Raw genomic sequence first — 26,620 nt, forward strand, 5'->3', positions numbered from 1 at the left:
AGCGCCTAGGGGCGGGCCGGGGCGCGTGCGGGGCCCCGGTGGGCGGGGTCGCGGACCTCGCCCACCAGTTTCTCCAGGACGTCCTCCAGGGCGACCAGACCAAGGACACGGCCCGAGGCGTCGCTGACCGCCGCCAGGTGCGAGGCGGCCCTGCGCATCGCCGTCAGCGCGTCGTCCAACGGCAGCTCGGCCCGGAGTGTCTTGATGGGGCGCCAGACGTGCTGCGGTACGGCACGCTCGGGCTCCTCCAGTTCCAGGACGTCCTTGACGTGCAGATAGCCCATGAACGCGCCGCCGGGGCCGCGCACCGGGAAGCGCGAGTAGCCGGTGCGTACGGTCAGCTCCTCGACCTGGCGTGGCGTCACGGCCGGGTCGACCGTCACCAGGCCCGCCGGGTCGAGCAGCACCTCGGTGACCGGGCGGGTGCCCAGTTCGAGGGCGTCCGCCAGCCGTTTCTGCTCGTCGGGAGCGAGCAGGCCCGCCTGGCGGGAGTCGGCGATCAGGTGCGTGAGCTGCTCGCTGGTGAACACCGCCTCCACCTCGTCCCTGGGCTCCACCCGGAAGAGCCGCAGCACCAGATGCGCGCACGCCCCGAACAGGGCGGTCACCGGCCGGCACAGCCGCGCGAAGGCGACCAGCCCCGGGGCCAGCCACAGCGCGGTCAGCTCCGGAGCCGCCATGGCCAGGTTCTTGGGCACCATCTCGCCGATGACCAGGTGCAGGCAGACCACGGCGGCCAGCGCGATGGCGTAACCCAGCGGGTGGACGAGCTGGTGCGGCAGGTGGACCACGTGGAAGACGGGTTCCAGGAGGCGGGCCACGGTGGGCTCGGCGACGGCGCCCAGGGTCAGCGAACACACGGTGATGCCGAACTGGGCGGCGGCCATCATCTGCGGCAGGTTCTCCAGGCCCTGCAACACGGTGCGCGCCCGGCCCGAGCCGGCCGCCGCCTGCGGCTCGATCTGACTGCGACGGACCGAGACCAGGGCGAACTCGGCGCCCACGAAGAAGCCGTTGGCACCCACCAGGAGCAGGGCGAACAGCAGTTGCAACGCGCTCATCGGGCGACTCCCCCGGCCGCCGTGCCGCCCACCGGCGTACGGGAGGCGGGCGCGCGCGCCGCCTCGGTGGGGCGCGGGGCGGTCCCGCCCGCCGCCGGGTCCGCGCCGTCCGTGCCGTCCGCGCCGGACGGGTTCGACGACGCGGCCGGGGCGGGCGGCGCGGTGTCGCCGCCCGCGCTGGCGGCGCCCACCGGGGCGGGCTCCCGGGCGTGCGGGCCCGCCGCCTCGTGGCCGACCGGGCAGCTCGCGGGGCACGCCTCGGCGCGCGGCCCCGGCGTGGTGCCCCGCGTACCCGTCGCGGCGCCCGTCGCGGCGCCGAGGTGGACGATGCGGACCCGCTCGGCGCGGTGGTGGCCGACCTGGCGGACCGCCAGCTTCCAGCCGCCGGGGAGCTCGGCGGTGTCACCGAGCACGGGAATGCGGCCGAGGAGGCCGGCCACCAGACCGGCCGCCGTCTCGTACGGGCCGTCCGGGGCCACCAGCCCGATCTGCTGGAGGGTGTCCACGCGGCAGCTTCCGTCGGCCTCCCACACCAGGCGGCCGTCCTCGCCGGCGACCTGGACCAGTTCGGGCAGGTCGGCGGCGTCGTGCTCGTCGCGTACCTCGCCGACCAGCTCCTCGACGATGTCCTCCAGCGTGATGACGCCGGCGGTGCCGCCGTACTCGTCCACGACCACGGCGATGGGCTGCTCGCTGCGCAACTGCTTGAGCAGCGGCTGCACCGGCAGCGACATGGGCACCAGGAGTGGCGCCTGGGCGATGGCGTCGACCGGGGTGTGGAGCCGCTGGGCCGCGGGTATGGCCAGCGCGTCCTTGAGGTGGACCATGCCCACCACCTCGTCGAGCCGGTCGCGGTAGACGGGGAAGCGGGACAGGCCGGTGGCGCGGGTCAGGTTCAGCACGTCCTGGGCGGTGGCGGTGGCCTGGAGGGCGCTGACCCGCACCCGGGGTGTCATGACGTGCTGCGCGGTCAGGCCGGCCAGCGAGAGCGTGCGGACGAACAGGTCGGCGGTGTCCTGCTCGATGGCGCCGGCGCGGGCCGAGTGCCGGGCGAGCGAGACGAGTTCGCCGGGGGTGCGGGCGGAGGCCAGCTCCTCGGTGGGCTCCACACCGAGCACCCTTACCAGGCGGTTGGCCACCGTGTTCAGCAGGGAGATCAGCGGGCGGAAGAAGCGGGCGAAGGCGTGCTGGGGGCCGGCCACGAAACGGGCGACCTGGAGCGGGCGGGAGACCGCCCAGTTCTTGGGCACCAGTTCGCCGATGACCATCTGGACGGCCGAGGCCACCAGCATGCCGACGGCCACGGCCAGCCCGGGCACGGCACCGGCGGGGGCCCCGGTCGCGCTGAGCGGGCCGGTCAGCAGGTGCCCGAGGGCGGGCTCGGCGAGCATGCCGACCACCAACGAGGTGATGGTGATGCCCAGTTGGGTGCCCGAGAGCTGGAAGGAGAGCTCGCGCAGGGCGTCCACCACGGTGCGGGCCCGACGGTCACCGTTGGCCGCGGCCCGCTCCGCCTCCGCCCGCTCCACGGTGACCAGGCCGAACTCGGCGGCGACGAAGAATCCGTTGGCGAGGATGAGGAAGAACGCCGCGGCCAGCAGGGTGAGGGACACGGTGGGGCTCATGCCGCCGCCTCCCGAGGACGTGGAGAGGCGGCGCGGGTACTACAGGACGAACCGTCCATCGCTGGAGGAACTCACTCCTCGGATCGCAGGAGCCGCTCCGGCCACGCGGCCACGCGCTCGGCGCTCGGCCACCGAAGGGGCGGGGCGCGGGGCGCGCCTTGGGGACCAGAGTAATCAAGGAGCCAGGGCCCGGGGCAGGCCCCTCAGCGGGTGTGGTCGCCGCTTCCGTACGCCTCGCTGAGCGCCCGCAGCGTGCGCGCGTCCTCGATCGCCTGCGCCTTCGCGATGCCGGGCTGGATACCGAGGGCGGGCAGGCTGGTGCCGTCGGCCAGGTCGAGGAAGACCCAGGGGTCACCCGGTCGCAGGTTGACCCGCAGGATCTCGGGCCATTCCAGGGAGCGGCGCGTGGTCAGGTTGGTGACCGTCACTCCGCTCGGCGCGGCGACGACCTTGGGCCGGGCGAGCAGGGCCAGGACGCCGCAGAAGAGCACGCCGGTGAAGATGAAGCTGATCCGCTCCCCGGGGCTGAGGCTGGGCAGTGCCAGCGCGATGACCAGGAGCGTGAGGAACAGCAGAACGCCGACCGCCAGCAGCACGACCCGGGTGCGGGTCGGGCGGAAGGTGATCGGCAGCTCAGGCAGGGGGGCGGACACTCGGCTGGCCTCTCAGACGTGCTGGGGGTGGTCGCCACGGGGGCGGCGGGCGGGGCCGGTCGGGTGCCGTCGCCGGCCGGCCCACGGGCGGGTGCGGGCCGAGCCGCGCGCGGACGCGCCGCCGCGGCCGGCCCCCGGACTCACAGGCGGCAGGCGTGGATGCCGGTGGTGAGGATGGCGCGGGCGCCCAGGTCGTACAGCTCGTCCATGATCTTCTGGGCCTGGTCGGAGGGGACCATCGAGCGGACCGCGACCCAGCCCTCGTGGTGCAGCGGGGAGACGGTGGGCGACTCCAGGCCGGGGGTGAGGGCCACGGCGCGCTCCACGTGCTCGACGCGGATGTCGTAGTCCATCATCACGTACCGGCGCGCGACCAGGACGCCCTGCATGCGGCGGAGGAACTGCTGGACCTTGGGGTCGTCCGGGGACTCGCCGGCGCGGCGGATGACGATCGCCTCGGACTCCAGGATCGGCTCGCCGATGATCTCCAGGCCGGCGTTGCGCAGCGTGGTGCCGGTCTCCACGACGTCGGCGATGATCTCCGCGACGCCGAGCTGGATGGCGGTCTCGACGGCGCCGTCGAGGTGGACGACGGCCGCGTCCACGCCGTTGTCGGCCAGGTGCTTGGTGACCAGGCCGGAGAAGGAGGTGGCGACGGTCATGCCGCCGAAGTCGTGCACGCTCTGGGCGGTGCCCGGCCGGGTGGCGTAGCGGAAGGTGGACCCGGCGAAGCCGAGGCGCATGATCTCCTCGGCCTGCGAGCCGGAGTCCAGCAGCAGGTCGCGGCCGGTGATGCCGATGTCCAGGCGGCCCGAGCCGACGTAGACGGCGATGTCGCGCGGGCGCAGGAAGAAGAACTCGACCTCGTTGGCGCTGTCGACCAGGACCAGTTCGCGCCGGTCCTTGCGCTGCCGGTAGCCGGCCTCATGGAGCATCGCCGACGCAGGCTCGGACAGTGAACCCTTGTTGGGGACGGCGATGCGCAGCATGAGGTCAGCTTCCTTAACGTCGGACCGGCGGTGCGGGTGCGGGAGGGGCTGGGTGCCCGGGGCTGGGGGAAGGGGCCGTCGCGGCGGACGCCAGCGGGGGTCCGCCGCGGCGGCGCGGAATCACAGGTGAGCGTATACGTCGTCCAGGGAGATGCCGCGAGCGACCATCATCACCTGAACGTGGTACAGGAGCTGGGAGATCTCCTCGGCGGTGGCGTCGGCCCCCTCGTACTCGGCGGCCATCCACACCTCGGCGGCCTCCTCGACGACCTTCTTGCCGATGGCATGCACGCCCTTGCCCACGAGTTCGGCGGTGCGCGAGGTGCTGGGATCGCCGGTGGCGGCCTTGTGCTGGAGCTCGGTGAACAGCTCCTCGAATGTCTTGTTCGCCATGGTGGCGCCTAGCCTACGGGGTGCCGGTGGCGGGCTCAGCGCCAGGGCTCGGAGACGGTGCGCAGGGTGGCGGCGGTGGCGATGGCCGCGGTGACCGCCTCGTGGCCCTTGTCCTCGCGCGAGCCCTCAAGCCCGGCCCGGTCCAGCGCCTGCTGCTCGTCCTCGCAGGTCAGCACGCCGAACCCGATGGGCACGCCGGTGTCCACGCTGACCTGGGCCAACCCCTGGGTGACGCCCTGGCACACGTACTCGAAGTGCGGGGTGCCGCCCCTGATGACGACGCCGAGCGCGACCACGGCGTCGTAGCCGCGCCCGGCGAGCACCTTGGCGACCACCGGGAGCTCGAAGCTTCCCGGCACCCGCAGCAGGGTCGGCTCGTCGATGCCGAGTTCGGTCAGCGCGCGCAGCGCGCCGTCCACCAGCCCGTCCATCACCTGCTCGTGCCACTGGGCGGCGACGACGGCGACGCGCAGGTCGCCGCAGTTCTTCACGGACAGTTCGGGGGCGCCTTGACCGCTCATGTCTCTCCTCGTGCGCTGTGCTGACCACTGTGCTGGTGGATGGTGTGCCCGGCGGTGCCGGGAGGTGCGGGTGGGCCCGGGCGGCTCACTGGTCGCAGGTGGTGACGTGCTCCGCGTCGAGCCAGGGCAGCTCGTGCCCCATACGGTCGCGCTTGGTGCGCAGGTAGCGCAGGTTGTGCTCGCCGGCCTGGACCGGCATCGGCTCGCGCCCGGTGATGCGCAGGCCGTGTTCGGCCAGCGCGGCGGCCTTGTGCGGGTTGTTGGTCATCAGCCGCACCGAGCGCACCCCGAGGTCGAGGAGGATCTGCGCGCCGGCGGCGTAGTCCCGCGCGTCGGCGGGCAGCCCCAGCTCCAGGTTGGCGTCCAGGGTGTCCCGGCCGTGCTCCTGGAGCTCGTACGCGCGCAGCTTGGACAGCAGCCCGATGCCCCGGCCCTCGTGGCCGCGCAGGTAGAGCACGACGCCGCGGCCCTCGGCGGTCACCCGCTCCAGGGAGGCCTGGAGCTGGGGTCCGCAGTCGCAGCGCTGGGAGCCGAAGATGTCGCCGGTCAGGCACTCGGAGTGGACCCGCACCAGCACGTCGTCGCCCTCGCCCAGGTCGCCCTGGACCAGTGCGATGTGCTCGATGCCGTCCACGGCCGAGCGGTAGCCGTAGGCCCGGAAGTCACCGAAGGCGGTCGGCAGCCGGGTCTGGGCCTCGCGGCGCACGGTGGGCTCGGCGGCGGCGCGGTAGGCGATGAGGTCCTCGATGGAGATGATCGCCAGGCCGTTCTTGCGGGCGAAGGGCACCAGCTCGGGCAGCCGCAGCATGGCCCCGTCCTCGCCGGCGATCTCCACGATGGCGGCGGCGGGGCGCAGGCCGGCCAGTCGGGCCAGGTCGACGCCGGCCTCGGTGTGCCCGTCGCGGGTCAGGACGCCACCGGGGCGGGCGCGCAGCGGGAAGACGTGGCCGGGGCGTACGAAGTCGGTCGGGACGCTGTGCGGGTCGGCCAGCAGGCGGATGGTGGCGGCCCGGTCGGCGGCGGAGATGCCGGTGCTCACGCCGTGCTCGGGGCCGGCGTCCACGGAGACGGTGAAGGCGGTGCGCATCGCCTCGGTGTTCTGCTCGACCATCTGCGGCAGGTCAAGCCGGTCGATGTCGGTGGCCTCCAGCGGGACGCAGATCAGGCCACGGCACTCGCTCATCATGAAGGCCACGATCTCGGGGGTGACCTTCTCGGCGGCGACGACGAGGTCGCCCTCGTTCTCCCGGTTCTCGTCGTCCACGACCACCACGGGCCGGCCGGCGGCGATGTCGCTGACGGCCCGCTCCACGGAGTCCAGGGCGAGGTCCTCCAGGACCAGGCCGGTGGCTCCGGCGGGGTGGGGGCCGTGCCAGTTGAGCGGGGCGGTCATGCGGGCGCTCCTTCCAGGGCGGGCGCACCCACGCGGGAGCGCAGCCACCAGTCGCGCGCGCCCCACAGGACGAGCGCGAGGTAGATGACGTAGACCAGGCCGGAGAAGGCCAGGCCGCTACTGAAGGCGAGCGGGACGCCCACCAGGTCCACCAGCAGCCAGGCGAACCAGAACTCGACCAGCCCCCGGGCCTGGGCGACCATCGCCGTCAGGGTGCCCACGAAGATGTACGCGTCGGGCCAGGGGTTCCAGGACAGCTCGGGCACGGCGGTGAACAGCCCGCCGACGGCGAGGGTGCCGGCGGCGGTGGCGGCCACGAGGGCGGCCCGCTCGCGCCAGCTCGCGAAGCGCACGGCGATCTGGCCGTCGTGGCGTCGGCGTCCGGTGTGCCACTGGCGCCAGCCCCAGGCGGCCACGGCCATGACCAGGAGCTGCTTGCCCAGGCCGCCACTGAGGTGGGCGGTGGCGTAGGCGGTGACCAGCACGGCGCCGGCCACGAACTGGACGGGCCAGGTCCACATGGAGCGTCGCCAGCCCAGGGCGAGGGCGCCGAGCCCGAAGATGTTGCCGATCATGTCGGACCAGATGACGTGCTGGCCCAGGACGGCGAACGCCTCGTCGCCGAGGCCGTCGCCCAGTCTCTGCCACAGGCTCACCGCGCGGCCTCCTCACGGGCCTGGCGCGCGTCCCGCGACGGGTCCGCCGGGTCGAGCGGGCCGGCGCCGGGCACCGTGCCGTGGGCCAGCAGCCGCTCGACGTACTTGGCCAGCACGTCGACCTCCAGGTTGACCGGGTCGCCGACCCGCTTGTCGCCCAGCGTGGTCAGGGCCAGCGTGGTGGGAATGAGGCTGACGGTGAAGTGGTCGGCGCGGGCCTCGACGACGGTGAGGCTGATGCCGTCGACGGTGATGGAGCCCTTGTCGACCACGTACCGGGCCAGGTCGGCGGGGAGGGAGACGGTGACGACCTCCCAGTGCTCGCCGGGGACGCGCTCGGTGATCACGCCGGTGCCGTCGACGTGGCCCTGGACCAGGTGCCCGCCCAGCCGGCCACCGAGCGCCATCGGGCGCTCCAGGTTGACCGGGGAGCCGGGCACCAGGGCGCCGAGGCTGGAGCGCAGCAACGTCTCGGCCATGACGTCGGCGGTGAACTCGCCGTCGGCGACCTCCACGACGGTCAGGCACACGCCGTTGACGGCGATGGAGTCGCCGTGCCGGGCGTCCGCGGTCACCCGCGGTCCACGGATACGCAGCCGGGCGGAGCCGGCGGGAGCCTCACCCGGGGTGGCGGCGGTGGTCTCGCCCAGCTCTTCGACGGCGGCGATCGCACCCAGTTCTTCAACGATTCCGGTGAACACGTCAGCTCCCCTGAGAGGTGGTGGGACGGGCCTGCCAGTGCGGCACGGCCGTTATCCGCAAGTCGGTACCGATGTGGGCGACGTTGACCACGCTTAGCCGCAACGCCCGTTCGACGGTGGTGATTCCGGCGTCGGCCAGGGCCGCGGGCCCGGCGCCCAGGAGCGCGGGGGCGAGATAGCCGACCACCTTGTCGATCGCCTGGGCGGCGACGAAGGCGCCGGCCAGCGTCGGCCCGCCTTCGAGCAGCACGGAGCGCACGTCGCGGGCGTGCAGGGCCCTCAACAGCGCCGGTACGTCCAGGCCGCGCCCGTCCGGCCCGGCGGGCAGCCGCAGGACCTGGGCCCGTCCGTCCAGATGGTGGACGTCGGCGTCCTGGCCGACGGCGACCAGGGTGGGCGCCCGGTCGTCCAGGACGCGGGCGCCGGGGCGTACGGCGGTGGCGTGGGTGTCCAGGACGACCCGCAGCGGCTGGGTCACCTCGCCGTCCGGCAGTCGGGCGGCGAGGTGGGGGTCGTCGGCGCGGGCCGTGCCGGAGCCGACGACGACGGCGTCGGCCTGGGCGCGCAGCCGGTGGACGTCGGCGCGCGCCTGCGGCGAGGTGATCCAGCGGCTGGTGCCGTCGGCCGCGGCGCTGCGGCCGTCCAGCGTCGCGGCGTACTTCCACAGGACGAAGGGGCGGCCGGTGCGCGTGGCGGTCAGCCAGGCCTCGTTGCCCGCCGCCGCCTCGGCTTCCAGGAGTCCGCGCTCGACGGTGACGCCGGCCGCGGCCAGGGCGGCGGCGCCGCCGGTGGCCTGGGGGTCGGGGTCGGGAACGGCGTAGACGACGCGGGCGACGCCGGCCTCGATCAGCGCGCGGGCACAGGGGCCGGTGCGACCGGTGTGGTTACAGGGCTCCAGGGTGACCAGGACGGTGCCGCCCCGGGCGCGCTCGCCGGCCTGGCGCAGCGCGTGCACCTCGGCGTGCGGGCCGCCGGCCCGCTGGTGCCAGCCCTCGCCCACGGGCGCTCCGGCCGCGTCGAGGATGACGCAGCCGACGACGGGGTTGGGGCTGGTGTGGCCCAGAGCGCGGGCGGCCAGCGTGATGGCGCGGCGCATGGCGGCGCTCTCGCTGGCGTTCGCCTCGTGGGTGCCCACCGGGTCCTCCTGCCTTTTCGGGCACGGACTCCGGGGCTGTCGAAATGACAGGACAACGGGCACAGCACACGGGGAACGCCAAGGTCGGGAGGGAGCTCACCGCTGGGTGAGCGCCGCGACGACGGCGCACCGGCGCTTGCCCGTCGCGCACTGCCTCCCATCCGGACTTTCACCGTCGGTCCAGGAATTTCACCTGGTCAACCGACCGCTGGCTGCGGACGGGTCGCGGACTGTTACCGCCGGTTCGGATTTTCACCGACCCCGGAGTGCGCTGACGTCACTGGTACGGCACCCAGTCTGCCACGGGTCGCAAGGGGCATGCCGGCCGGACCCTGTGGCCTGACTCACAGGAGACCAGTCACAATCTTGGCCGAAAACAGCTGTCCGAACACCCGCCACCCCGGAACTCCCCCGACCTGCCCGTCCGTTGATATTGGTCCATACCTATTGACGCTTTGGTCTAGTCCTCTTAGCCTCTGCCACACCTTCGAGCAACCGAACCGAGGTGTGCGCACGCCTCGGCGCCCGATCCGCCACCTCCCACAGCGCGCGCCCCACGCCCCCCACGGCACGACTCACCCCCGCGAGCTCCATCGAGCCCCTTCCAGGAGGACCCGATCGTGTTGTCCCGCACCCGCGCGAGAGCCACGCTGGCCGCGTCGGCCGCAGCTCTCGCCGGACTCCTCGTCGGCACTCTCTCGGTCGCCGAGTCACACGCCGAGGACCAGTCCGCCTGTCGCCCCGACGGCATGTACCGCACCCCGGGCGTCGACGTCCCCTACTGCTCCGTCTACGACGCGGACGGCCGCGAGAAGATGGGCACCGACCACCAGCGCCGCGTCATCGGCTACTTCACCAGCTGGCGCACCGGCAAGGACGGCACCCCCGCCTACCTCGCCTCCGACATCCCGTGGGACAAGGTCACCCACCTCAACTACGCCTTCGCGCACGTCGACAAGGCCAACAAGCTCTCGGTCGGGGCCAACACGGCCAACAACCCCTCCACCGGCCTGACCTGGCCCGGCGTCGAGGGCGCGGAGATGGACCCGGAGTACGCGTACAAGGGTCACTTCAACCTGCTGAACAAGTTCAAGAAGAAGCACCCCAACGTCAAGACGCTGATCTCGGTGGGTGGTTGGGCCGAGACCGGCGGCTACATCGACGAGAACGGTGAGCGCGTCAAGTCCGGCGGCTTCTACTCGATGGCCACCAACGCCGACGGCTCCGTCAACCAGGCGGGCATCAACACCTTCGCCGACTCCGCGGTGGACTTCATCCGCGCCTATGGCTTCAACGGCGTGGACATCGACTACGAGTACCCCACGTCCATGAAGGACGCCGGTCACCCGCAGGACTGGCCGCTGGCCAACGCCCGGCGCGGGGGGCTCAACAAGGGCTACGCGGCGCTGATGAAGACGCTGCGCGAGAAGCTGGACCGGGCCAGCGCCGCGGACGGCAAGCACTACCTGCTGTCGGTGGCCGCCCCCTCCTCGGCGTACCTGCTGCGCGGCATGGAGACGTACCAGACGACGAAGTACCTGGACTACGTCAACATCATGTCCTACGACCTGCACGGCGCCTGGAACGAGTTCGTCGGCCCCAACGCCGCGCTCTACGACGACGGCAAGGACGCCGAGCTGGCCAAGTGGGGCGTGTACACCGCCCCGCAGTACGGCGGCATCGGCTACCTCAACGGCGACTGGTCCTACCACTACTTCCGTGGCGCGATGCCGGCGGGCCGGATCAACCTGGGCCTGCCGTACTACACCCGTGGCTGGAAGAACGTGAACGGCGGCAAGAACGGGCTGTGGGGCACCTCGAAGGCCACCTCCTGCCCGGCCGGCTCGGGGCTGACCGAGTGCGGTGACGGCGCGGTCGGCATCGACAACCTGTGGCACGACAAGGACGACAACGGCAAGGAGTCGCCGGCCGGCTCCAACCCGATGTGGCACGCCAAGAACCTGGAGAAGGGCGTCGTCGGCGACTACGTCACCCGCTACGGCTTCCCCGCCGACACCAAGCTCACCGGCAGCTACGCACGCAACTACGACTCCACGCTGACCGCCCCGTGGCTGTGGAACGCCGACAAGAAGGTGTTCCTGTCCACCGAGGACGAGCAGTCGGTCAAGGCCAAGGCGCAGTACGTGGTCGACAAGGGCCTGGGCGGCACCATGATCTGGGAGCTGGCCGGCGACTACGCGTTCAACGCGGGCAAGAACCAGTACGAGCCGGGCAACACGCTCACCACCGCGCTGCACGACGCCTTCAAGGCGGCCCCGGCCTACGGTGCCAAGCGCGCCACCACGCAGCTGCCCACCGAGGCGATCGACCTCGACGTGAACTTCGGCGAGTTCCCGCTGGGCGACTCGAACTACCCGATCAGCCCGAAGGTGCGCGTCACCAACAACACCAAGTCCACCATCCCCGGCGGCGCGGAGTTCCAGTTCGACTACGCCACCGCCTCGCCCGGCAACGCCCGCGACCAGAGCGGCTGGGGTCTGAAGGTCATCCGCAGCGACCACACGGGCCCCAACGTGGGCGGTCTCAAGGGTGACTACCACCGCGCCTCGGTCAAGCTCCCGAGCTGGCAGTCGCTGGCCCCCGGCGCGTCCCTGACCTTCGACCTGGTCTACAACCTGCCGACCTCCACCCCGTCGAACTGGACGGTCTCCTTCGGCGGCAAGTCGTACGCGCTCGCCGGTGACCTGGCGCGCGGCACCAAGGTCGTCGAACCCGGCGACGGCGGCAGCGGCGGCACGGGCGGCACCGGAGGCAACAACGGCGGGAACAACGGCGGCAATGGCGGCAACGGCGGCCAGTGCACCGCGCCCGCGTGGGACAAGACCGCGGTCTACAACGGCGGCGCGACCGTCTCCTGGAAGAGCCACACCTGGAAGGCCAAGTGGTGGACCCAGGGCCAGGAGCCGGGCGGCGACGGCGTCTGGCAGGACCAGGGCGCCTGCTGACCCCCTGACCACCCGGCGACGGTGAAGTGCGCGTCACCCGTCGCCGGGTGCCCCACCGGGCCGGGCCCCCTCTCAGCGGCGGGGGTCCGGTTCGGTGGGCCCCACACCGAACCCCACACCGACGCCCACGTCCCCGCGTGAGACCCAGCCCGAGAACACGCGTGGCCGACCGCCCCGGCGGCCGGCCACCGCGCGTGGCCCCGGGCTCCGGCGCCGGGTCCGACCACGGACCCGGCGTCCGCGCGTGCCACGCCACGCGCGGACGGGTGCCCGCGAGGGTGGGCGGCCTCAGTCGCGCGGTGCGAACAGGGCGTCCTGCGCCGCGTCCATCGCGGTGAGCACGGCGCCGCGCAACACCGCGCTACCGCTGACGGCGCCGGCGCGTACGTCGAGCCGGGCCGGGGTCATGCGTGCCACCCGCTCCCCCACGCGCTGGGCCAGCACCTCGCCGCCCGCGCGCCCGCACTCGCCGCCGAGGACCACGCACCCCGGGTCGAGCACGGCGCTCACCGCCGCCACCCCGATGGCCACCGCGTCCGCGTACGCGTCCAGGAAGGCGTCCGCCTGGCGCCGCGCGGGCCGCTCCCCCCGCTGGTCACGCCCCGGCGGCTGGGTCGGCTCCGGCCGCTCCGGCCCCACGGCGGCGACGGCCGTCCGCAGGACACGCTCGGCCGCCGCCACCCCCTCCCCCTCGACGCTCAGCCCGTGCCGGCGCGCCAGCTCACCCAGCGCGGGACCGCCGGCCAGCGTGTGGAAGCCGCCCGCGCAGTCGGTCGCCGTCGGCAGCCCGCCGGTGCCGGGGACGGGCAGGAAGCCGATCTCGCCCGCGCCGCCGGACGCCCCACGGCGCAGCACGCCGTCCAGCACGACGGCCGCGCCCGTGCCCCCGCCGAGCCACAGCAGCACGAAGGTGTCCCGGTCGCGGGCGGCGCCAAGGCGTTGTTCGGCGACGGCGGCGAGGTTGGCCTCGTTCTCCAGGAGCAGCTCGGCCGGGAAGCGCTCGCGCACGGCGGCCACCAGGGCCGCGTGCCAGTGCGGGAGCCAGCTCGTGCTGCTGCCCAGGGCGCCGGTGGCCGGATCGAGCAGGCCGGGCGCGCCGACGCCGATGGTGTGCAGCGAGGTCGCCCCCGCCCGCCGCGCCATACGGTCCAGCAGGTCCACGGCGGCGGCCACCTCGGACAGGCCCCCCGGGGGTAGCCCGCCCGGGACGTCGGTGGCCGGCGGGGTGGTGGCGCGCGGGCCGATGGGCAGTGCCGCCTCGGCCAGGGAGCGGCCGAGCAGGTCGGCCACGCAGACCGTGACGCCGTCGGTGCGGACGTCGATTCCGGCCAGGTGGGCCCGGTCGGCGACGATGCCGTACAGCCGGGCGTTGGGGCCGCGCCGTTCGGCGCCCGCCTCGCCGACCACGGTGATCAGTTGGGCGCCACACAGGCGCTCCACCAGGTCGGCCACGGTGGGCCGGGACAGGCCGGTGAGCTGCTTGAGCTGACCGGCCGTCAACGGGCCCTCGCGCTGGAGGAGGCCCAGCGCCAGGCGGTCGTTGATGGCGCGGGCGGTGCTCGGGGAGGCGGTCTTGCCGCCGGAGTGCACGCGCGTCGGGGGCATGACGGGAATCCTTGCACGTCCGATGGGGCTTCACTATCTATCAGGCAGGGTTCCTGATAGTTTCACGCGCTCCGGGGAATCCCTCTCCGGGGGCCCCGCGCGGGGCCCGGGACACGGGATCGGGAGGGTCGGGCATGGTGGACGCCGGCACAGGGACGGGGGCCGACCCCGCGGCCCCCACCGAGGCGCGCCTACGCCGGGCGCGCGTCGCCATCGCACTGGTCTTCGCCGTGCACGGCGCGGTGACCGGCAGCTTCGCCACCCGCGTCCCCTGGGTGCAGGACCACACGGGCGTGAGCGCGGGCCAGCTCGGTCTCGCGCTCGCCTTCCCGGCGCTGGGCGCCTCGGTCGCCATGCCGGCGGCGGGCTGGGTCAGCCACCGCTTCGGCGCCCGCACCGCGCTGCGCGGCATGCTGGCGCTGTGGACCCTCGCGCTGGCGCTGCCCGCGCTCGCCCCCGGCCTGCCCGCGCTGTGCGGGGTGCTGTTCGTCTACGGCGCGACGGCGGGCATGTCGGACGTGGCGATGAACGCCCTGGGCGTGGAGACCGAGGCGCGCCTGGGCCGCTCGATCATGTCCGGGCTGCACGGTATGTGGAGCGTGGGGGCGCTGCTCGGTTCGGCGGCCGGCACGGTGGCGGCGCACGCGGCGGTGGACGCCCGGGCCCATCTGGCCGTCGCCGCGGCCGTGCTGACCGTGCTCGGCGCGCTGGCCTGTCGGGGCGTGCTGGACCTGCGGAGCGCGCCGGACGACCACGCGCCGCCGCACTTCGCCCTGCCGCCGAAGTCGGCCCTGGTCATCGGCGCGGTGGGGTTTTGCGCGGTGTTCGCCGAGGGGGCGAGCCTGGACTGGTCGGCGGTCTACCTCCGTGACGAGCTGGACACCTCGCCGGGCCTGGCCGCCGCCTCCACCACGGCGTTCGCCTGCACGATGGCCGTGGCCCGGCTGGCCGGCGACGCGGTGGTGACCCGGTTCGGCGCGGTACGCACGGTGCGGGTCAGCGGGGTGTGCGCGACGCTGGGCGGACTGCTGGTCGTCACGGCCGTCCACCCCGCGATGGCGCTCGGCGGCTTCGCGCTCCTCGGCCTGGGCGTCGCCGTGGTGGTGCCGCTGGCGTTCGCCGCGGCCGGGCGCAGCGGTCCGGCCCCCAGCCAGGCCATCGCGGGCGTGGCGACGATCACCTACACCTCGGGTCTGATCGCCCCCTCGGCGATGGGCTCGGTGGCCGACATGACCTCCCTGACGGTCTCCTTCGGCCTGGTCACCCTGCTGGCCCTGGGCCTGGTCGCGGGCGCCGGCGTGCTGCGCGCGGCGGTCGGCGGTACGCCCACGGCGGGCCCGGGCGCGTCGACGCGGGCCGCCGACTCCTCCGCCGTGGCCCCCACGCGCGAGCCCTGAGCCGCGCGCGGCCCCCGCGCGGGCGCACGTGATCCGCGGGCCGCACACGCTCGGCCCCACCAACCGGCCCCCGTGCGGGCGAACGGCCTGCCGGCGACCCGGCCACGGGGCCCGAGCCGGGGCCCCTCGTGTACACCACTGGTCGCCTCGTCTGATCGAGCCACCTGGCGCGAAGTGGTCGGCGGGCGGGTGATACTACTCTGCGTCGTGCCGGTGGCCCGTGTCGCCGGTCGGCGGGGTGGGAGACCGCCCGCGCCGGCCGCGCGAGCGGTGCCACGAGCGGTGCGGACCGTGACCGCCCCGCGCGGTGGCCGCCGTGCCGGAGCGCGTACGGGACGCGTGCGGGACCACCGCGTGGAGCCCGCGGGTACGCGTGCGCACCGGTGCTTTGGGGCCGCCGGGCGGACGGTACGCGCGGGCCGACGACGAACGACCACGAGCGAGCAGAGAACGCACCGACCACCCGCCGAAACGGGCGCGGGGAAGGTGGGAAACGGAGAGCACCCCATGGGCTTCGGCGTGCGCTGGACCTTGCACGGCGACGGGCGTACCCCCGCCCCCGGGGCCGTGGTGCGGCCGGACGAGCGGTTGTCGTGGCCCCGGACGGCGGGCCTGGGCGCCCAGCACGTCGTGGCCATGTTCGGGGCCAGCTTCGTCGCCCCGGTCCTGATGGGCCTGGACCCCAACCTCGCCATCATGATGTCGGGCGTGGCCACGATCCTGTTCCTGTTGGCCACCCGTGGCCGGGTGCCCAGCTATCTGGGGTGCAGCCTCGCCTTCGTCGGTGTCGCCGCGGTCATCCGCGCGCAGGGCGGCGACAGCGCGACCGTGACGGGCGCGATCCTGGTGGTCGGCGGCGCGCTGCTGCTCAGCGGACTCGCGGTACGCACCTTCGGCGCCCGCGTCATCCACGTGGCGATGCCGCCGGTGGTCACCGGCGCGGTGGTGATGCTGATCGGGCTCAACCTGGCCCCGGTCACGGCGAGCACCTACTGGCCCACCGACCAGTGGACCGCGCTGGCGACCATGCTCTTCACCGGCCTGGCCGTGGTGTGTCTGCGCGGGTTCTGGTCCCGGATCGCGATCTTCCTCGGGCTCGTCTTCGGTTACGGCTTCTCCTGGCTGCTGGATCGCGTCTTCGGCCGGATCCACTCGGTCAACGGCGGGACGGAGGCCGTCGACCACTGGCGGCTCGACCTGTCCGCCGTCTCGCACGCCGACTGGTTCGGGCTGCCGTCCTTCCACGGGCCCGCCTTCGACTGGTCCGCGATCCTGGTGGCCCTGCCCGTGGTGATCGCCCTGATCGCGGAGAACGTCGGGCACGTCAAGGCCGTGGGCGAGATGACCGGCGACCGGCTCGACGACCAGCTCGGCACGGCCATCTCCGCCGACGGCGCGGCCAGCATGATCTCCACGGCGGTCGGCGGCCCGGCCACCACCACGTACTCCGAGAACATCGGCGTCATGGCCGCCTCGCGCGTCTACTCCACCGCCGCCTACTGGGCGGCGGCCCTCTTCGCCCTACTGTTCGGCCTCTGCCCCAGGTTCGGCGCCGTGGTCGCGGCCATCCCGGGCGGGGTGCTCGGCGGCATCACGGTGATCCTCTACGGCATGATCGGCCTGCTCGGCGCCCAGATCTGGGTGCACAACAAGGTGGACCTGCGCAATCCGCTGCACCTGGTGCCGGTCGCCGCCGGCCTGATCATCGGCGTCGGCAACGTCACGCTGAAGATCAGCGACAACTTCGAGCTGAGCGGCATCGCGCTCGGCACCATCGTCGTCCTCAGCGGCTACCACGTACTGCGCGCCCTGGCCCCCGCCCACCTCCGGGAGCCCGCCCCCGCCTACGGCCCGGACGCGCCGCTGCTGGACGAGGGCACGACGGCGTACGACAGCGGCTCCGACGCCGCGCCCGACACCGCGCGCGCGGCGCGGCCCGAGGCGAAGGACCAGGGCTGAGCCTGGCACCGGCCCCGGGGCCCGGCAGGTCGGGGGCGCCGCCGGGTGACGTCGCGCCGTCCCCGGACGGGGCCGGGGCGCGGCCGAGACCGGTTCATCCGTTGTGAGGAAGGCAGGATCGGGGGCTGCCGAGCGGGCGTTCGGGCTGGGACGCTGACCGCATGACGCAGGCCGATCAGCGATTCACCTCCCGCCCCGCCCCTCGGCGCGACGCACCGCCCACCATGGAGCGGGCGGTGCGCCGGATGATCGCGCTGGAGCGCGCGTTGCCCGGTCGGGACGGGGTCGCCGTGTTCAACCGCGTGTACCTCTCGGTCACCCAGGAGGTCGAGGACCGGCTCTCGGCCGGCCACTTCCACCACGGGCCGGCGGCCGAGGAGCTCACGGCCCGGTTCGCCGCGCGCTACCTGGCCTCGGTGGACGCGGCGGCGGACGGCGGACGGCCCACGGCGGCCTGGCGGCCGCTGTTCGAGCTGCGGCGGCATCCGGCGGTGCTGCCGGTGCAGTTCGCCCTGGCCGGGATCAACGCGCACATCGGCAACGACCTGGCCCTCGCGCTCCGCGACACCTGTGTCTCCGTGGGCTGTGACCCGGCCGCGCTGGAGGGCGACTTCGACCGGGTGGGCGACGTACTGGTCGGCATGGAGGAGCGCGTGCGCGAGGAGTTGATGCCCGGCCCCGACCTGCTGGACGTCGCGGACCCGCTCACCCACCTGGTCGGCGCGTGGAGCCTGGAGCGGGCCCGCGACGCGGCGTGGGGTTCCTTCCGGGCGCTGTGGGCCCTGCGCGAACAGCCCGACCTCGCGCGGGAGTACGCGGAGCGGGTCGACGCCGGCGTCGGCCTGGTCGGCCGCGTCCTGCTGACGCCCCTGGCGGCCCGGGCGTGAGCTGAACCCGTGCGCGAGCCCCCGCCCCGGGGGCCGTGCCTCAGTCCTCGGGCAGTTCCACCGGCGCGATCGCGTCGTAGACGTCACCCGGGCCCGGGTTCGTCGCGTCGCTCGTGCCGCCGAAGTGCCGCATGACGCCCCACACCGCGTTCAGCGCCGTCTGTACCGCGCCCTCGGCCCAGCCGGCCGTCCACGAGATGTCGTCGCCGGCCAGGAAGATGCCGCGCTTGTCGGCGGGCAGGCGGTCCTGCATGAAGTGGGTGAACAGGCGCCGCTGGTAGCGGTAGTGGCCCGGCAGGTTGGCCTTGAAGGCGCCCATGAAGTACGGCTCGTTCTCCCAGGACACGGTGACCGGGTTGCCGATGACGTGCTGGCGGATGTCGACCTTGGGGTAGATCTCGCGCAGCGACTTGAGCATGACCTCCATCCGCTCGTTCGCCGACAGCGGCAGCCACTTCAGGCTGTCGTCGCACCAGGTGTAGGACAGGCAGATCACAGCGGGCTGGTCGGGCCCGTTGTCCAGCAGGTAGGTGCCGCGCGTCATGCGGTCGGTGAGCGTCATGCTCATCACGTCCCGCCCGGTCTCCTCGTCGGTGTCCAGCCAGAACGGCCGGTCGACGGGGACGAAGAGCTTGCTGGACTCCATGTAGTGGGTGCGCTCGACCGCCGTCCAGTGGTCGATCGGGAGGAGCGCGTCATCACAGTCGATCTTGGACAACAGCATCCAGCTCTGCGCCGTGAAGACCGCCGAGCGATAGGTGCGGATGTCGCCGCAGGCGTCGGTGACGGTGATCCGGTTGCCCGCCGTACGACGCAGCCGGGTGACCGCGGGGCGCGGGGTGCCCTCGTGCAGCGAGCTGAGCGAGGTGCCCTGTCGCCAGTACGTGATCTTCTCCGGGGCCCGTTCCCACAGCCGCTCGGGCAGTTGCTGGCTGCCGCCGACGATGCCGCGGTGGTCGTCGTCGGCGCCGGTGTAGACGACGCGCAGGATCTCCAGGATGGAGTTGGGGAAGTCGGTGTCCCACCCACCGGTACCGAAACCGACCTGGCCGAAGATCTCCCGGTGCCGGAAGGAGGCGAAGGCCGGCGCGTCGCACAGGAAACCGTAGAAGGTCTGGTTGTCCAGCTTCTCCACGAGCCGCGCCCAGATCGCGCGGATGGTGGGCACGTCCCGCTCGCGCAGTGCCCGCTGCATGGCGGAGAAGTCCGCGCCCTCCTCCAGGCAGGTGTTCCAGGCGTCCATCACCTGGTGGTAGACCTCCGGCAGGTCCTCCAGGGTGCGCGCGTAGTGCGAGCGCCCCTTCAGGTCCACGACGGTGGAGGGGGTGGCCGGGGCCAGCGGGTTGGGGAACGGTCGGGTCTTCAGGTCCACCAGGTCGATGTAGTGCTGGAGCGCGGTGGAGCACGGCGGGAAGCGCATGGCGCCCATCTCGGCGGTCAGCGGCTGGCCGTCGTCGGTGGCGCAGCCCTCGAAGCGGTCGGTGCGCAGCCGTCCACCGATCCGGTCGGCCTCGTAGACCACGGGCCGCAGCCCCATCTTCATCAGCTCGTACGCGGCGACGATGCCCGACAGGCCACCGCCGATGACCGCGACCTCGCTGCCGTGCTCGGTCGCGGGGATCTGGCCGAGCCCGGCCGGGTGGGCCAGGTAGTCGTCGTACGCGTACGGGAAGTCGGGCCCGAACATCGTCAGGGGCGGCTGCGCGGGCCGCGTGGGCTGCTCGTCGTGGACGGCGGTGGGCACCGTGGACGTCATGGGGGCGGACTCCTTGCGTACGGGCGCGGCGGCGCGCTCGGGCGGGCACGGGCGCGGGGCCGTGCGGGCGGCGGGGGAAGCGGACGGGGCGGGGTGTGGCGGGGCCGTGGCCAGAGACCGCGCGACCGGGGCGGGGCCGTGACGCGGGCGGCGGTGGGGGCCACGCGGGTGGGCGCGGGGCGGGGCGGGTCAGCCCAGGGTCGTGTAGAGCGCGGGGCGGCGGTCGCGCAGGTAGGGGTTGGCCTGCCGCGAGGCGGCCAGGAACGCGGCGTCGAGGTCGGCGACCACCAGTTCCGTGCCCTGCCCGGCGCGGGCCCTGGCGACGCCGTCGGGCCCGGCCAGGCAGCTCCGCCCGACGAAGTCGAACTCGCCCTCGGGGCCGGTGCGGTTGGCGTACGCGATGTAGAGCTGGTTCTCGAACGCGCGGACCGGTACGAGGGATTCGGCGACGAACTGGTAGGGGTGCATCTGCGCGGTGGGCACCAGCAGCAGGTCCGTACCGGCCAGGGCGTGCGCCCGGACGTACTCGGGGAACTCCACGTCGTAACAGATCATGACGCCGACGCGGAGGCCGCCGAGAGCGGGCAGCTCGACCGGGGCCACGGGCGGCTGGCCCGGGGTGAACCAGCGCTCCTCGAACGCGCCGTACAGGTGCGCCTTGCGGTAGTTGAGCAGCCGCTGACCACTCGGGTCGACCAACTGGGCCGCGTTGTGGATCCGCTCGCCCGCGCGCTCGGGGTAGCCGTAGCAGATGGCGATCCCGTGCTCGGCGGCCGTGCGCGCGACGGCCCGCGCGGACGGCCCGTCGGCCGGCTCGGCCAGTTCGCGCACGCGCTCCCCGATCGCGTACCCGGTCAGGAACAGCTCCGGAACGGTCAGCAGGCGCGCGCCGGCGGACGCCGCGCGGGCGGCGGCGTCCGCGAGGAGGCCCAGGTTGTGGTCGACGTCCCCGGGGCGTCCCGACGACTGGAGCAGGGCGGTGCGCGGCGTGGTCATGGAACCCCTCGGGCGGTGACGCGGGCACAGGGGCCACGGCGGACGGTGCGGGTTTGCGGGCGGCCCTGTAGACGGTACGGTCCGCCCGCGAGGCCCGACAAGGCGCGTCCGTTGCGCTCTGACGAGAGATTCGTTGCGCGTTCAAGGCTCTGGACGGCGATTCGTTGCGCGGCGCGTCCTCGCAGGTGAGAGCGAGGGTGTCAGCCTTTGGGCGTACCGCTGGGGGCGGCGCGCTCCCTCTGCGGTCGCACGGCGCGGCGCGCTGGGGCGACCGCGTACGTACGGGTGGTCAGCCCGTGGCGCGATGTGCGCGACCGGTGCCGGGCGGCACGCTGGTGTCCGTCGCCGAGACCGGCCGCCCGGCCGCTCGCACACCGCCCCGAAGGGACCACCGCCGTGAGTCGTTTCGCTCCTCGGATGCCCGCCGCCACCCCCACCCGAATCCGCCTCGCCGCCCTCGGCGTCGTGGCGCTCTTGGCGGTGGGCGCCGCCGGCGCCTCGGCCGCCGGGACCGGGGGCGGCGGGACCGGGGGCGGCGGGCGCGCGGCGCCCGCCGAGCCGAGCCTGACCGGTTCGGCGAAGCTGCTCCGCCCCGACGGCGACGACGTGCGGTTCACCTTCGGCGCGCACGGCGAGCCGGACACGGCCCGGGGCACGTTCGGCTTCCGCCACATCGGCGCGACCGAGCGCGGCTTCGCCACGGGGCGGATCGACTGCCTGGCCTCGGGCGGCAAGGTGGCCGTCGCGACCGGCGTCGTCGAGCGGACCGACGTCGAGGGCCTGGAGGGGCTGCGGATCGGCTTCACGGTGCACGACACGGGCCGTGGCAAGCCGGACCGGGTCGGCTACAGCTGGGCCGGCACCAACGACCCGACCCTCACCAAGGACCTGCCGCCCTGCGTGAGTTCGGCCCCCTTCGAGACGGTCGAGCGTGGCGACTTCACCGTGGTCACGATGGACGCGGCACGCTGACCCACCGCTCCGGTGCCCGTCCGTCGACCGTCGCACGCGGCGGACGCGGCACCGGTCCCCTCCCACCCACACTCCCGGCCCGGGGCCGTCACACCCCGCGCCGGGCCGCCGGACGACAGGTCCGCGCCGATGGCCGGCCGCTCCCGCGCCATCGCCGGACCCGGGGCGCACGGAGAGTGACGGCCGCTTGGAGCCCGGTCGTCACCCCGCCCCGTCACCCGCCGCTCGCGCCTCCCCGGGGCGAGGCTCACCGGCGGTGCCGTCCGGCACGGCGGTCACCGCGAGGGGCGCACGGATCGCGCCTCGCGGTGACCGCCTTCCGTCGTCCGTCGCGCCCGCCCCGGTCCGGCTAGGTCGGGGCGCCCGAGGTGAAGCGGCGCAGCAGCGGCGAGAGCACCAGCACCGACTTGGTCCGCTCGACGAAGGGCTCGCCCGCGATGCGTTCCAGGACGCCCTCGAAGTGCCGCATGTCGGAGGCGAAGACCTGCACGATGGCGTCCGCCTCGCCCGTGACGGTGGAGGCGGACACGACCTCCGGGTAGCGCGAGAGCCCGCGGTGGATGTCCTCGGGCGAGGTGTTGCGGCGGCAGTACAGCTCGACGAAGCCCTCGGTCTGCCAGCCGAGGGCCACCGGGTCCACGCGCACCGTGAAGCCGGTGATCGCGCCCTCGGCCCGCAGCCGGTCCACCCGCCGTTTGACGGCGGGAGCGGAGAGGCCGACCTCGGCGCCGATGTCGGCGTACGAGCGGCGGGCGTCCTCGGCGAGGGCGTGCACGATGCGTTCGTCGAGCTGGTTCAGTCGCACGGCGGGTGGGTTCATTTCTCTGCGGCGCCGGCCGCGCGGGCGGCCGGTGGGCGGAACGGTGGATCAAGGGCCATCGTCACACGAAACGCGCGAGGTGGCTGTCGCTCTCCCCGCGCGCACCCACCGGCGCCGACACCGGCGGGCCCGTCCACGGCCAGGGCCGGCCCGGGGCGCCGGGCTGGGCCGGCCTCGGCGCGGGCCGCGTGGCCGCCGGGCACGCCTGGCCTGTCCCGCGTTCAGAGACCGGCCGGCCGGGCGCCGCTCCCCGGCTCGGCCGGCGCCGGCACGGCCAGCGCCCAACTGTGGTCGTCGGTGAGGTAGGCGTCCAACACCAGCCCGGCGCCGACCAGTTCGGCCTCGAACGCGGCGTCGGGCAGCACGCGGGAGACGAAGGAGTGGCTCCACTCGGCGCCCTCGTACCCGTACTCCATCCGCACCGCGACCCGGTCGGCGCCTTGGGGTTCCACCGAGGCGACGCGGACGCGCTGGCCGTCGCGTTCCCAGGCGCGCGGCACCCGGGCCGGATCGTGCCAGCGCTCGTTCTCGCGCTGGACGAGCACCTGGCCACCCGGCGCCACGTGCCGGGCGCAGGTGCGCAGCAGCGCCCGCCCCAGTTCCTCGTCGGCCGTGTTGACCAGGAACGAGGCGAGCAGCACCGCGTCGAAGGTCTCGCCCAGGTCGAGCGTCTCGATCGGCGAGCACACCGTGCGGGCCCCCTCGACGTACGCGAGCATCTGCGGCGACTCGTCGACGGCGACCACGGTCAGGCCACGGGCCAGCAGCGGTCGGGTCACCCGTCCCGCGCCGGAGCCGAGTTCGAGCAGGCGCGCGCCGGCGGGCACGTGGGCGGCCACGATGTCCGGCTCGTCGCCCGCGGGCAGCCGGGCGTACATCTCCACGGCACAGCCGTCCGGTGTGATGGGCCCCGGCCCCGTTCCCTGGTGTCCCGCGCGCGGTGTGGCGTCCATCCCGTCATCACAGCACGGGCCCCGGCGCACGGGACAGACGCCGGCGCACACCTTCTCCGCGCCGGCCGGGCCCGCGCGCCCCCGCCCGGCGCGCGCCGGGCCCGCCGGCCGGGTCCGGTCGCCGACCTCGGCCGTGGGGCTCAGGCATCGGGCCGCGCCCGGTCCACCGCGTGCTCCGCGTCCCGTTCCAGGTCGCGTACGAGGTCCAGCATCTCCGCGCGGTAGAGCGCGGCCGGGTCGGTGTGGACCGCGCGCAGATGGCCGTGGATCTCCAGGGTCACCAGGCCGTGCAGCCGGCCCCAGACGCGCAGGGCCCGCGCGGCGACGGCGGGCGTGAGGTCCGGCGCCTCGGCCCGCACCCGGTCCCGGTAGGCGGGCGGGAAGGCGGCCCAGTCGGCCTCGGCGGCCCCGGGTGCGGGGCCCGGGCCGGAACCGGCCGCCGCTACCAGGCGGTTGAGCCCGCCGCAGATCCGCAGCGCGGCCTCGTCCACGGGTCCGGGGCCGGGCGGGGGCTGGTAGCCGGGGATCGGGTCGCCGTAGACGAGGTGGAAGCCCTGCGGGTTGGCCAGCGCCCAGGTCCGCAGCGCCTGCCCCCAGGCCAGCAGGCGGCGCTCGGGGTCGCAGGCGGGCGCGTCGTCGCGGGCCCGCTCCAACGCGTCGGCGAGCCCGGTGCTGAGCGCCCGGATCAGCGCCGTGATCAGTTCGTCGCGGGTGGCGAAGTAGCTGTAGATGGCGCGGGGGGTCATGCCCATGTCGCGGGCGATGCCACGCAGCGAGATCCCTCCGGGGCCCTCGGCGGCCATCTGGCGCAGGGCGATCTCCAGGATCTGCCCGGTCGCCTCGGCCCGCAGCCGCTCCCGTCGGCTCGGCACCCGTTCCGTCGCGCTGACCATCGCGTCACCCCTCGTCGCCGTGTCCGCCGTCGCCGGCGCTGTCGTCGGCGACTCATGATTCCGCATTGCCAAATCTTCGGCGTTACAGAAGTATACGGCGTGTCATTTCTACCTGCCGCATCAGTTCTATTCGCTGCGTCAGATCTTTCCGCCGTGTCATCGCGGTTGCCGCCACCCCATGGCGACGGTCGCCGCGCGGCCCAGCGCCCCGAACGGAGTTCGCCATGCCCGCTTACGTACTCGTCGACGCCGAGGTGTACGACCACGAGGCCGCCGACCGCTACCGCGTCCTGGCCGAGGAGTCGATCGCCCGCTACGGCGGTCGCTACCTCGTCCAGGGCACCGTCCCCGAGGCCGCCGAGGGCACCTGGCCGGCGGGCCGGGTGGTGACCACGCTGGAGTTCCCCGACATGGCCCGGCTGAGGGAGTGGCACACCTCGCCCGAGTACGCGCGGGCCGCCGCCGAGCGGGTGGGGGCCATCGACGTGCGCATGCTGTTCGTGCCGGGCACGACGGCCTGACGGAGCGCCCGCGCGCGCTCACCCCGTGCCCCCGGAAAAGGCCCCCCATGGCCGGCCGCGCGGGAGCCCGTTACGCGCGAGGGCCCGCCCGGCCCGCCCCGATGTCGGTCGGGGGCGGGCCGGGCGGGCCGGGTCGTGCTACCGCCCAGGGCGTACGGGCGGTCGGGGCGTGCGGGCGGTCGCGGGCGGTGTCGCTACCAGCTCGCGTGCAGGGGCTTGCCCTCGGCGTAGCCGGCGGCGCTCTGCACACCGACCACGGCCCGCTCGTGGAACTCCGCCAGCGAGTGGGCGCCCGCGTAGGTGCAGGCGCTGCGCACGCCGGCGATGATCGTGTCGATCAGGTCCTCGACGCCGGGCCGGGCCGGGTCGAGGAACATCCGCGAGGTGGAGATGCCCTCCTCGAAGAGCGCCTTGCGAGCCCGGTCGTAAGCCGACTCCTCGCTGGTGCGGTTGCGCACCGCGCGGGCGGAGGCCATGCCGAAGCTCTCCTTGTACAGCCGTCCGTCGGCGCTCTGCTGGAGGTCGCCGGGCGACTCGTACGTACCGGCGAACCACGAGCCGATCATGACGTTGGACGCGCCGGCCGCCAGCGCCATGGCCACGTCGCGCGGGTGGCGCACGCCGCCGTCGGCCCAGACGTGCTTGCCGAGCCGGCGGGCCTCGGCGGCGCATTCGAGCACCGCCGAGAACTGCGGGCGGCCGACGCCGGTCATCATCCGGGTAGTGCACATGGCGCCGGGTCCGACGCCCACCTTGACGATGTCGGCGCCCGCCGCGACCAGGTCGCGCACCCCCTCGGCGGCGACGACGTTGCCCGCGACGATCGGCACCCGCGGGTCGAGCCCACGCACCGCGTGCAGCGCGTTGATCATCGACTCCTGGTGGCCGTGCGCGGTGTCCACGACCAGGGTGTCCACGCCCGCGTCGAGCAGGGACTTGGCCCGCCCGGCCACGTCGCCGTTGACGCCGACGGCGGCGGCGACCCGCAGCCCGCCGGAGGCGTCGGTGGCCGGCGTGTACAGGGTGGCGCGCAGCGCGGCCTTGCGGGTGAGGATGCCCACGAGCTTGCCGTCCCGGTCCACGGCCGGGGCCAGCTTGCGGTGCGCGGCGTCGAGCTGGTTGAAGGCCAGGCGCGGATCGATGTCCGCGTCCAGCACCAGCAGCTCCCGGGACATGACCTCGGAGAGCTGGGTGAAGCGGTCCACGCCGGTCAGGTCGGCCTCGGTGACCACGCCGACGGGGCGGCCCTCGCGCACCACGACGCCCGCGCCGTGCGCCCGCTTGGGCAGCAGGGCCAACGCGTCGGCGACGGTCTGGCTCGGGGCGAGCACGATGGGCGTGTCGAACACCAGGTGCCGGGTCTTGACCCAGCCGATCACCTCGGTGACGACCTCGATCGGGATGTCCTGCGGGATGACGACGAGCCCGCCACGCCGGGCCACGGTCTCCGCCATCCGCCGTCCGGCGATGGCGGTCATGTTGGCGACGACCAGCGGGATCGTGGTTCCGGTTCCGTCCGGGGAGCCGAGGTCCACGCTCTGTCGGGAGCCGACCGCGGAGCGGCTCGGCACCATGAACACGTCGTCGTACGTCAGGTCATGGGACGGCCGCGCGTCGTTCAGAAATCGCATGCTAACTCTCTCACCTGCGGTTTTACGGAAGGGCGGGTGGGGAGTCAGCGTCGGACCGGCGCCGTTGGCACTGCGGTCCCGGCTGCGGCTCCTACGCCATCATCACCGATATCGCACGCGAGTGGCGAACCCGCGTT

The 26,620-nt window shown here is 74.0% G+C and carries 23 protein-coding genes and 1 riboswitch; of the genes, 6 read left to right on the top strand and 17 right to left on the bottom strand.

What is annotated here, in order from left to right; all coding sequences use genetic code 11:
* Positions 1-5: 5 nt before the first annotated feature.
* From ACFVFR_RS01690 to ribD, 10 genes are all read right to left on the bottom strand, one after another.
* Positions 6-1,061, bottom strand: coding sequence for a hemolysin family protein (locus ACFVFR_RS01690; RefSeq protein WP_383696964.1), 1,056 nt, complete (start codon positions 1,059-1,061; stop codon positions 6-8).
* Positions 1,058-2,686, bottom strand: a complete 1,629-nt coding sequence (locus tag ACFVFR_RS01695; RefSeq protein ID WP_383696967.1) for a CNNM domain-containing protein — start codon at positions 2,684-2,686, stop codon at positions 1,058-1,060. The genes ACFVFR_RS01690 and ACFVFR_RS01695 overlap by 4 nt, the downstream gene beginning before the upstream one ends.
* A gap of 203 nt (positions 2,687-2,889) precedes the next feature.
* The gene (locus ACFVFR_RS01700; RefSeq protein ID WP_383696969.1) at positions 2,890-3,339 is read right to left on the bottom strand and encodes a PH domain-containing protein; all 450 of its coding nucleotides are present in this window, start codon (positions 3,337-3,339) and stop codon (positions 2,890-2,892) included.
* A 140-nt stretch (positions 3,340-3,479) separates the two neighbouring features.
* Positions 3,480-4,328 (bottom strand): ATP phosphoribosyltransferase, encoded by an 849-nt coding sequence (gene hisG, locus ACFVFR_RS01705; protein ID WP_383696971.1) that lies wholly within the window; start codon positions 4,326-4,328, stop codon positions 3,480-3,482.
* Positions 4,329-4,448: 120 nt separating this feature from the next.
* Positions 4,449-4,721, bottom strand: coding sequence for a phosphoribosyl-ATP diphosphatase (locus tag ACFVFR_RS01710; protein ID WP_069466267.1), 273 nt, complete (start codon positions 4,719-4,721; stop codon positions 4,449-4,451).
* A 35-nt stretch (positions 4,722-4,756) separates the two neighbouring features.
* Complete coding sequence (ribH, locus tag ACFVFR_RS01715) at positions 4,757-5,242, bottom strand: 6,7-dimethyl-8-ribityllumazine synthase (RefSeq protein WP_383696973.1); 486 nt, start codon at positions 5,240-5,242, stop codon at positions 4,757-4,759.
* Between the two features lie 85 nt (positions 5,243-5,327).
* A complete protein-coding gene (locus ACFVFR_RS01720) occupies positions 5,328-6,635 on the bottom strand; it encodes a bifunctional 3,4-dihydroxy-2-butanone-4-phosphate synthase/GTP cyclohydrolase II (RefSeq protein ID WP_383696975.1) in 1,308 nt (435 codons plus the stop codon).
* Entirely contained in the window at positions 6,632-7,291 is a 660-nt protein-coding gene (locus ACFVFR_RS01725) for a nicotinamide riboside transporter PnuC (RefSeq protein ID WP_383696977.1), read from the bottom strand. The genes ACFVFR_RS01720 and ACFVFR_RS01725 overlap by 4 nt, the downstream gene beginning before the upstream one ends.
* Entirely contained in the window at positions 7,288-7,992 is a 705-nt protein-coding gene (locus tag ACFVFR_RS01730; protein WP_383696980.1) for a riboflavin synthase, read from the bottom strand. Before ACFVFR_RS01730 ends, ACFVFR_RS01725 begins: the two co-directional genes overlap by 4 nt.
* A gap of 1 nt (position 7,993) precedes the next feature.
* Positions 7,994-9,088 carry a bifunctional diaminohydroxyphosphoribosylaminopyrimidine deaminase/5-amino-6-(5-phosphoribosylamino)uracil reductase RibD gene (gene ribD / locus ACFVFR_RS01735; RefSeq protein ID WP_383697393.1) on the bottom strand — a complete coding sequence of 365 codons (1,095 nt, stop codon included), beginning with the start codon at positions 9,086-9,088 and terminating at the stop codon, positions 7,994-7,996.
* A 182-nt stretch (positions 9,089-9,270) separates the two neighbouring features.
* Positions 9,271-9,401: riboswitch (FMN riboswitch) on the bottom strand.
* A 346-nt stretch (positions 9,402-9,747) separates the two neighbouring features.
* Here ribD and ACFVFR_RS01740 point away from each other — a divergent pair.
* Positions 9,748-12,093, top strand: coding sequence for a chitinase C-terminal domain-containing protein (locus ACFVFR_RS01740; RefSeq protein ID WP_383696982.1), 2,346 nt, complete (start codon positions 9,748-9,750; stop codon positions 12,091-12,093).
* Positions 12,094-12,381: 288 nt separating this feature from the next.
* On the opposite strand, the gene ACFVFR_RS01745 is transcribed toward ACFVFR_RS01740, so the two are convergent.
* Positions 12,382-13,698, bottom strand: a complete 1,317-nt coding sequence (locus ACFVFR_RS01745) for an ROK family transcriptional regulator (protein WP_383696985.1) — start codon at positions 13,696-13,698, stop codon at positions 12,382-12,384.
* A 134-nt stretch (positions 13,699-13,832) separates the two neighbouring features.
* Between ACFVFR_RS01745 and ACFVFR_RS01750 the strand changes: the two genes are divergently transcribed.
* The 3 genes from ACFVFR_RS01750 (at position 13,833) to ACFVFR_RS01760 (ending at position 17,941) form a co-directional block, all read left to right on the top strand.
* The gene (locus tag ACFVFR_RS01750; protein WP_383696988.1) at positions 13,833-15,095 is read left to right on the top strand and encodes an MFS transporter; all 1,263 of its coding nucleotides are present in this window, start codon (positions 13,833-13,835) and stop codon (positions 15,093-15,095) included.
* Between the two features lie 507 nt (positions 15,096-15,602).
* On the top strand, positions 15,603-17,054 hold the full coding sequence (locus tag ACFVFR_RS01755) for a uracil-xanthine permease family protein (protein ID WP_383696991.1): 1,452 nt from the start codon (positions 15,603-15,605) through the stop codon (positions 17,052-17,054).
* Positions 17,055-17,278: 224 nt separating this feature from the next.
* Complete coding sequence (locus tag ACFVFR_RS01760; protein ID WP_383697394.1) at positions 17,279-17,941, top strand: DUF5995 family protein; 663 nt, start codon at positions 17,279-17,281, stop codon at positions 17,939-17,941.
* 40 nt (positions 17,942-17,981) lie between these two features.
* Here the strand turns inward: ACFVFR_RS01760 and ACFVFR_RS01765 are convergent, their stop codons facing one another.
* Positions 17,982-19,697, bottom strand: a complete 1,716-nt coding sequence (locus ACFVFR_RS01765) for a flavin monoamine oxidase family protein (protein ID WP_383696993.1) — start codon at positions 19,695-19,697, stop codon at positions 17,982-17,984.
* Between the two features lie 189 nt (positions 19,698-19,886).
* Positions 19,887-20,693 carry a carbon-nitrogen hydrolase family protein gene (locus ACFVFR_RS01770; protein WP_383696995.1) on the bottom strand — a complete coding sequence of 269 codons (807 nt, stop codon included), beginning with the start codon at positions 20,691-20,693 and terminating at the stop codon, positions 19,887-19,889.
* A 396-nt stretch (positions 20,694-21,089) separates the two neighbouring features.
* On the opposite strand from ACFVFR_RS01770, the gene ACFVFR_RS01775 reads away from it, so the two are divergent.
* Entirely contained in the window at positions 21,090-21,665 is a 576-nt protein-coding gene (locus ACFVFR_RS01775; protein ID WP_383696998.1) for a hypothetical protein, read from the top strand.
* A gap of 349 nt (positions 21,666-22,014) precedes the next feature.
* Here ACFVFR_RS01775 and ACFVFR_RS01780 read toward each other — a convergent pair whose 3' ends face one another.
* From ACFVFR_RS01780 to ACFVFR_RS01790, 3 genes are all read right to left on the bottom strand, one after another.
* Entirely contained in the window at positions 22,015-22,470 is a 456-nt protein-coding gene (locus tag ACFVFR_RS01780; protein ID WP_383697001.1) for an Lrp/AsnC family transcriptional regulator, read from the bottom strand.
* A 236-nt stretch (positions 22,471-22,706) separates the two neighbouring features.
* Positions 22,707-23,438, bottom strand: a complete 732-nt coding sequence (locus ACFVFR_RS01785; protein ID WP_383697003.1) for a class I SAM-dependent methyltransferase — start codon at positions 23,436-23,438, stop codon at positions 22,707-22,709.
* 140 nt (positions 23,439-23,578) lie between these two features.
* On the bottom strand, positions 23,579-24,397 hold the full coding sequence (locus ACFVFR_RS01790; protein ID WP_383697005.1) for a TetR/AcrR family transcriptional regulator: 819 nt from the start codon (positions 24,395-24,397) through the stop codon (positions 23,579-23,581).
* 158 nt (positions 24,398-24,555) lie between these two features.
* Here ACFVFR_RS01790 and ACFVFR_RS01795 point away from each other — a divergent pair, with 158 nt between their 5' ends.
* Positions 24,556-24,852 (top strand): DUF1330 domain-containing protein, encoded by a 297-nt coding sequence (locus ACFVFR_RS01795; RefSeq protein WP_383697008.1) that lies wholly within the window; start codon positions 24,556-24,558, stop codon positions 24,850-24,852.
* 194 nt (positions 24,853-25,046) lie between these two features.
* On the opposite strand, the gene ACFVFR_RS01800 is transcribed toward ACFVFR_RS01795, so the two are convergent.
* Positions 25,047-26,483: a GuaB1 family IMP dehydrogenase-related protein gene (locus ACFVFR_RS01800; RefSeq protein WP_383697010.1), complete on the bottom strand. Its 1,437-nt coding sequence runs from the start codon at positions 26,481-26,483 to the stop codon at positions 25,047-25,049.
* Positions 26,484-26,620: the final 137 nt, after the last annotated feature.

The sequence above is a fragment of the Streptomyces sp. NPDC057702 genome (genome assembly GCF_042799315.1).
Taxonomy (GTDB): domain Bacteria; phylum Actinomycetota; class Actinomycetes; order Streptomycetales; family Streptomycetaceae; genus Streptomyces.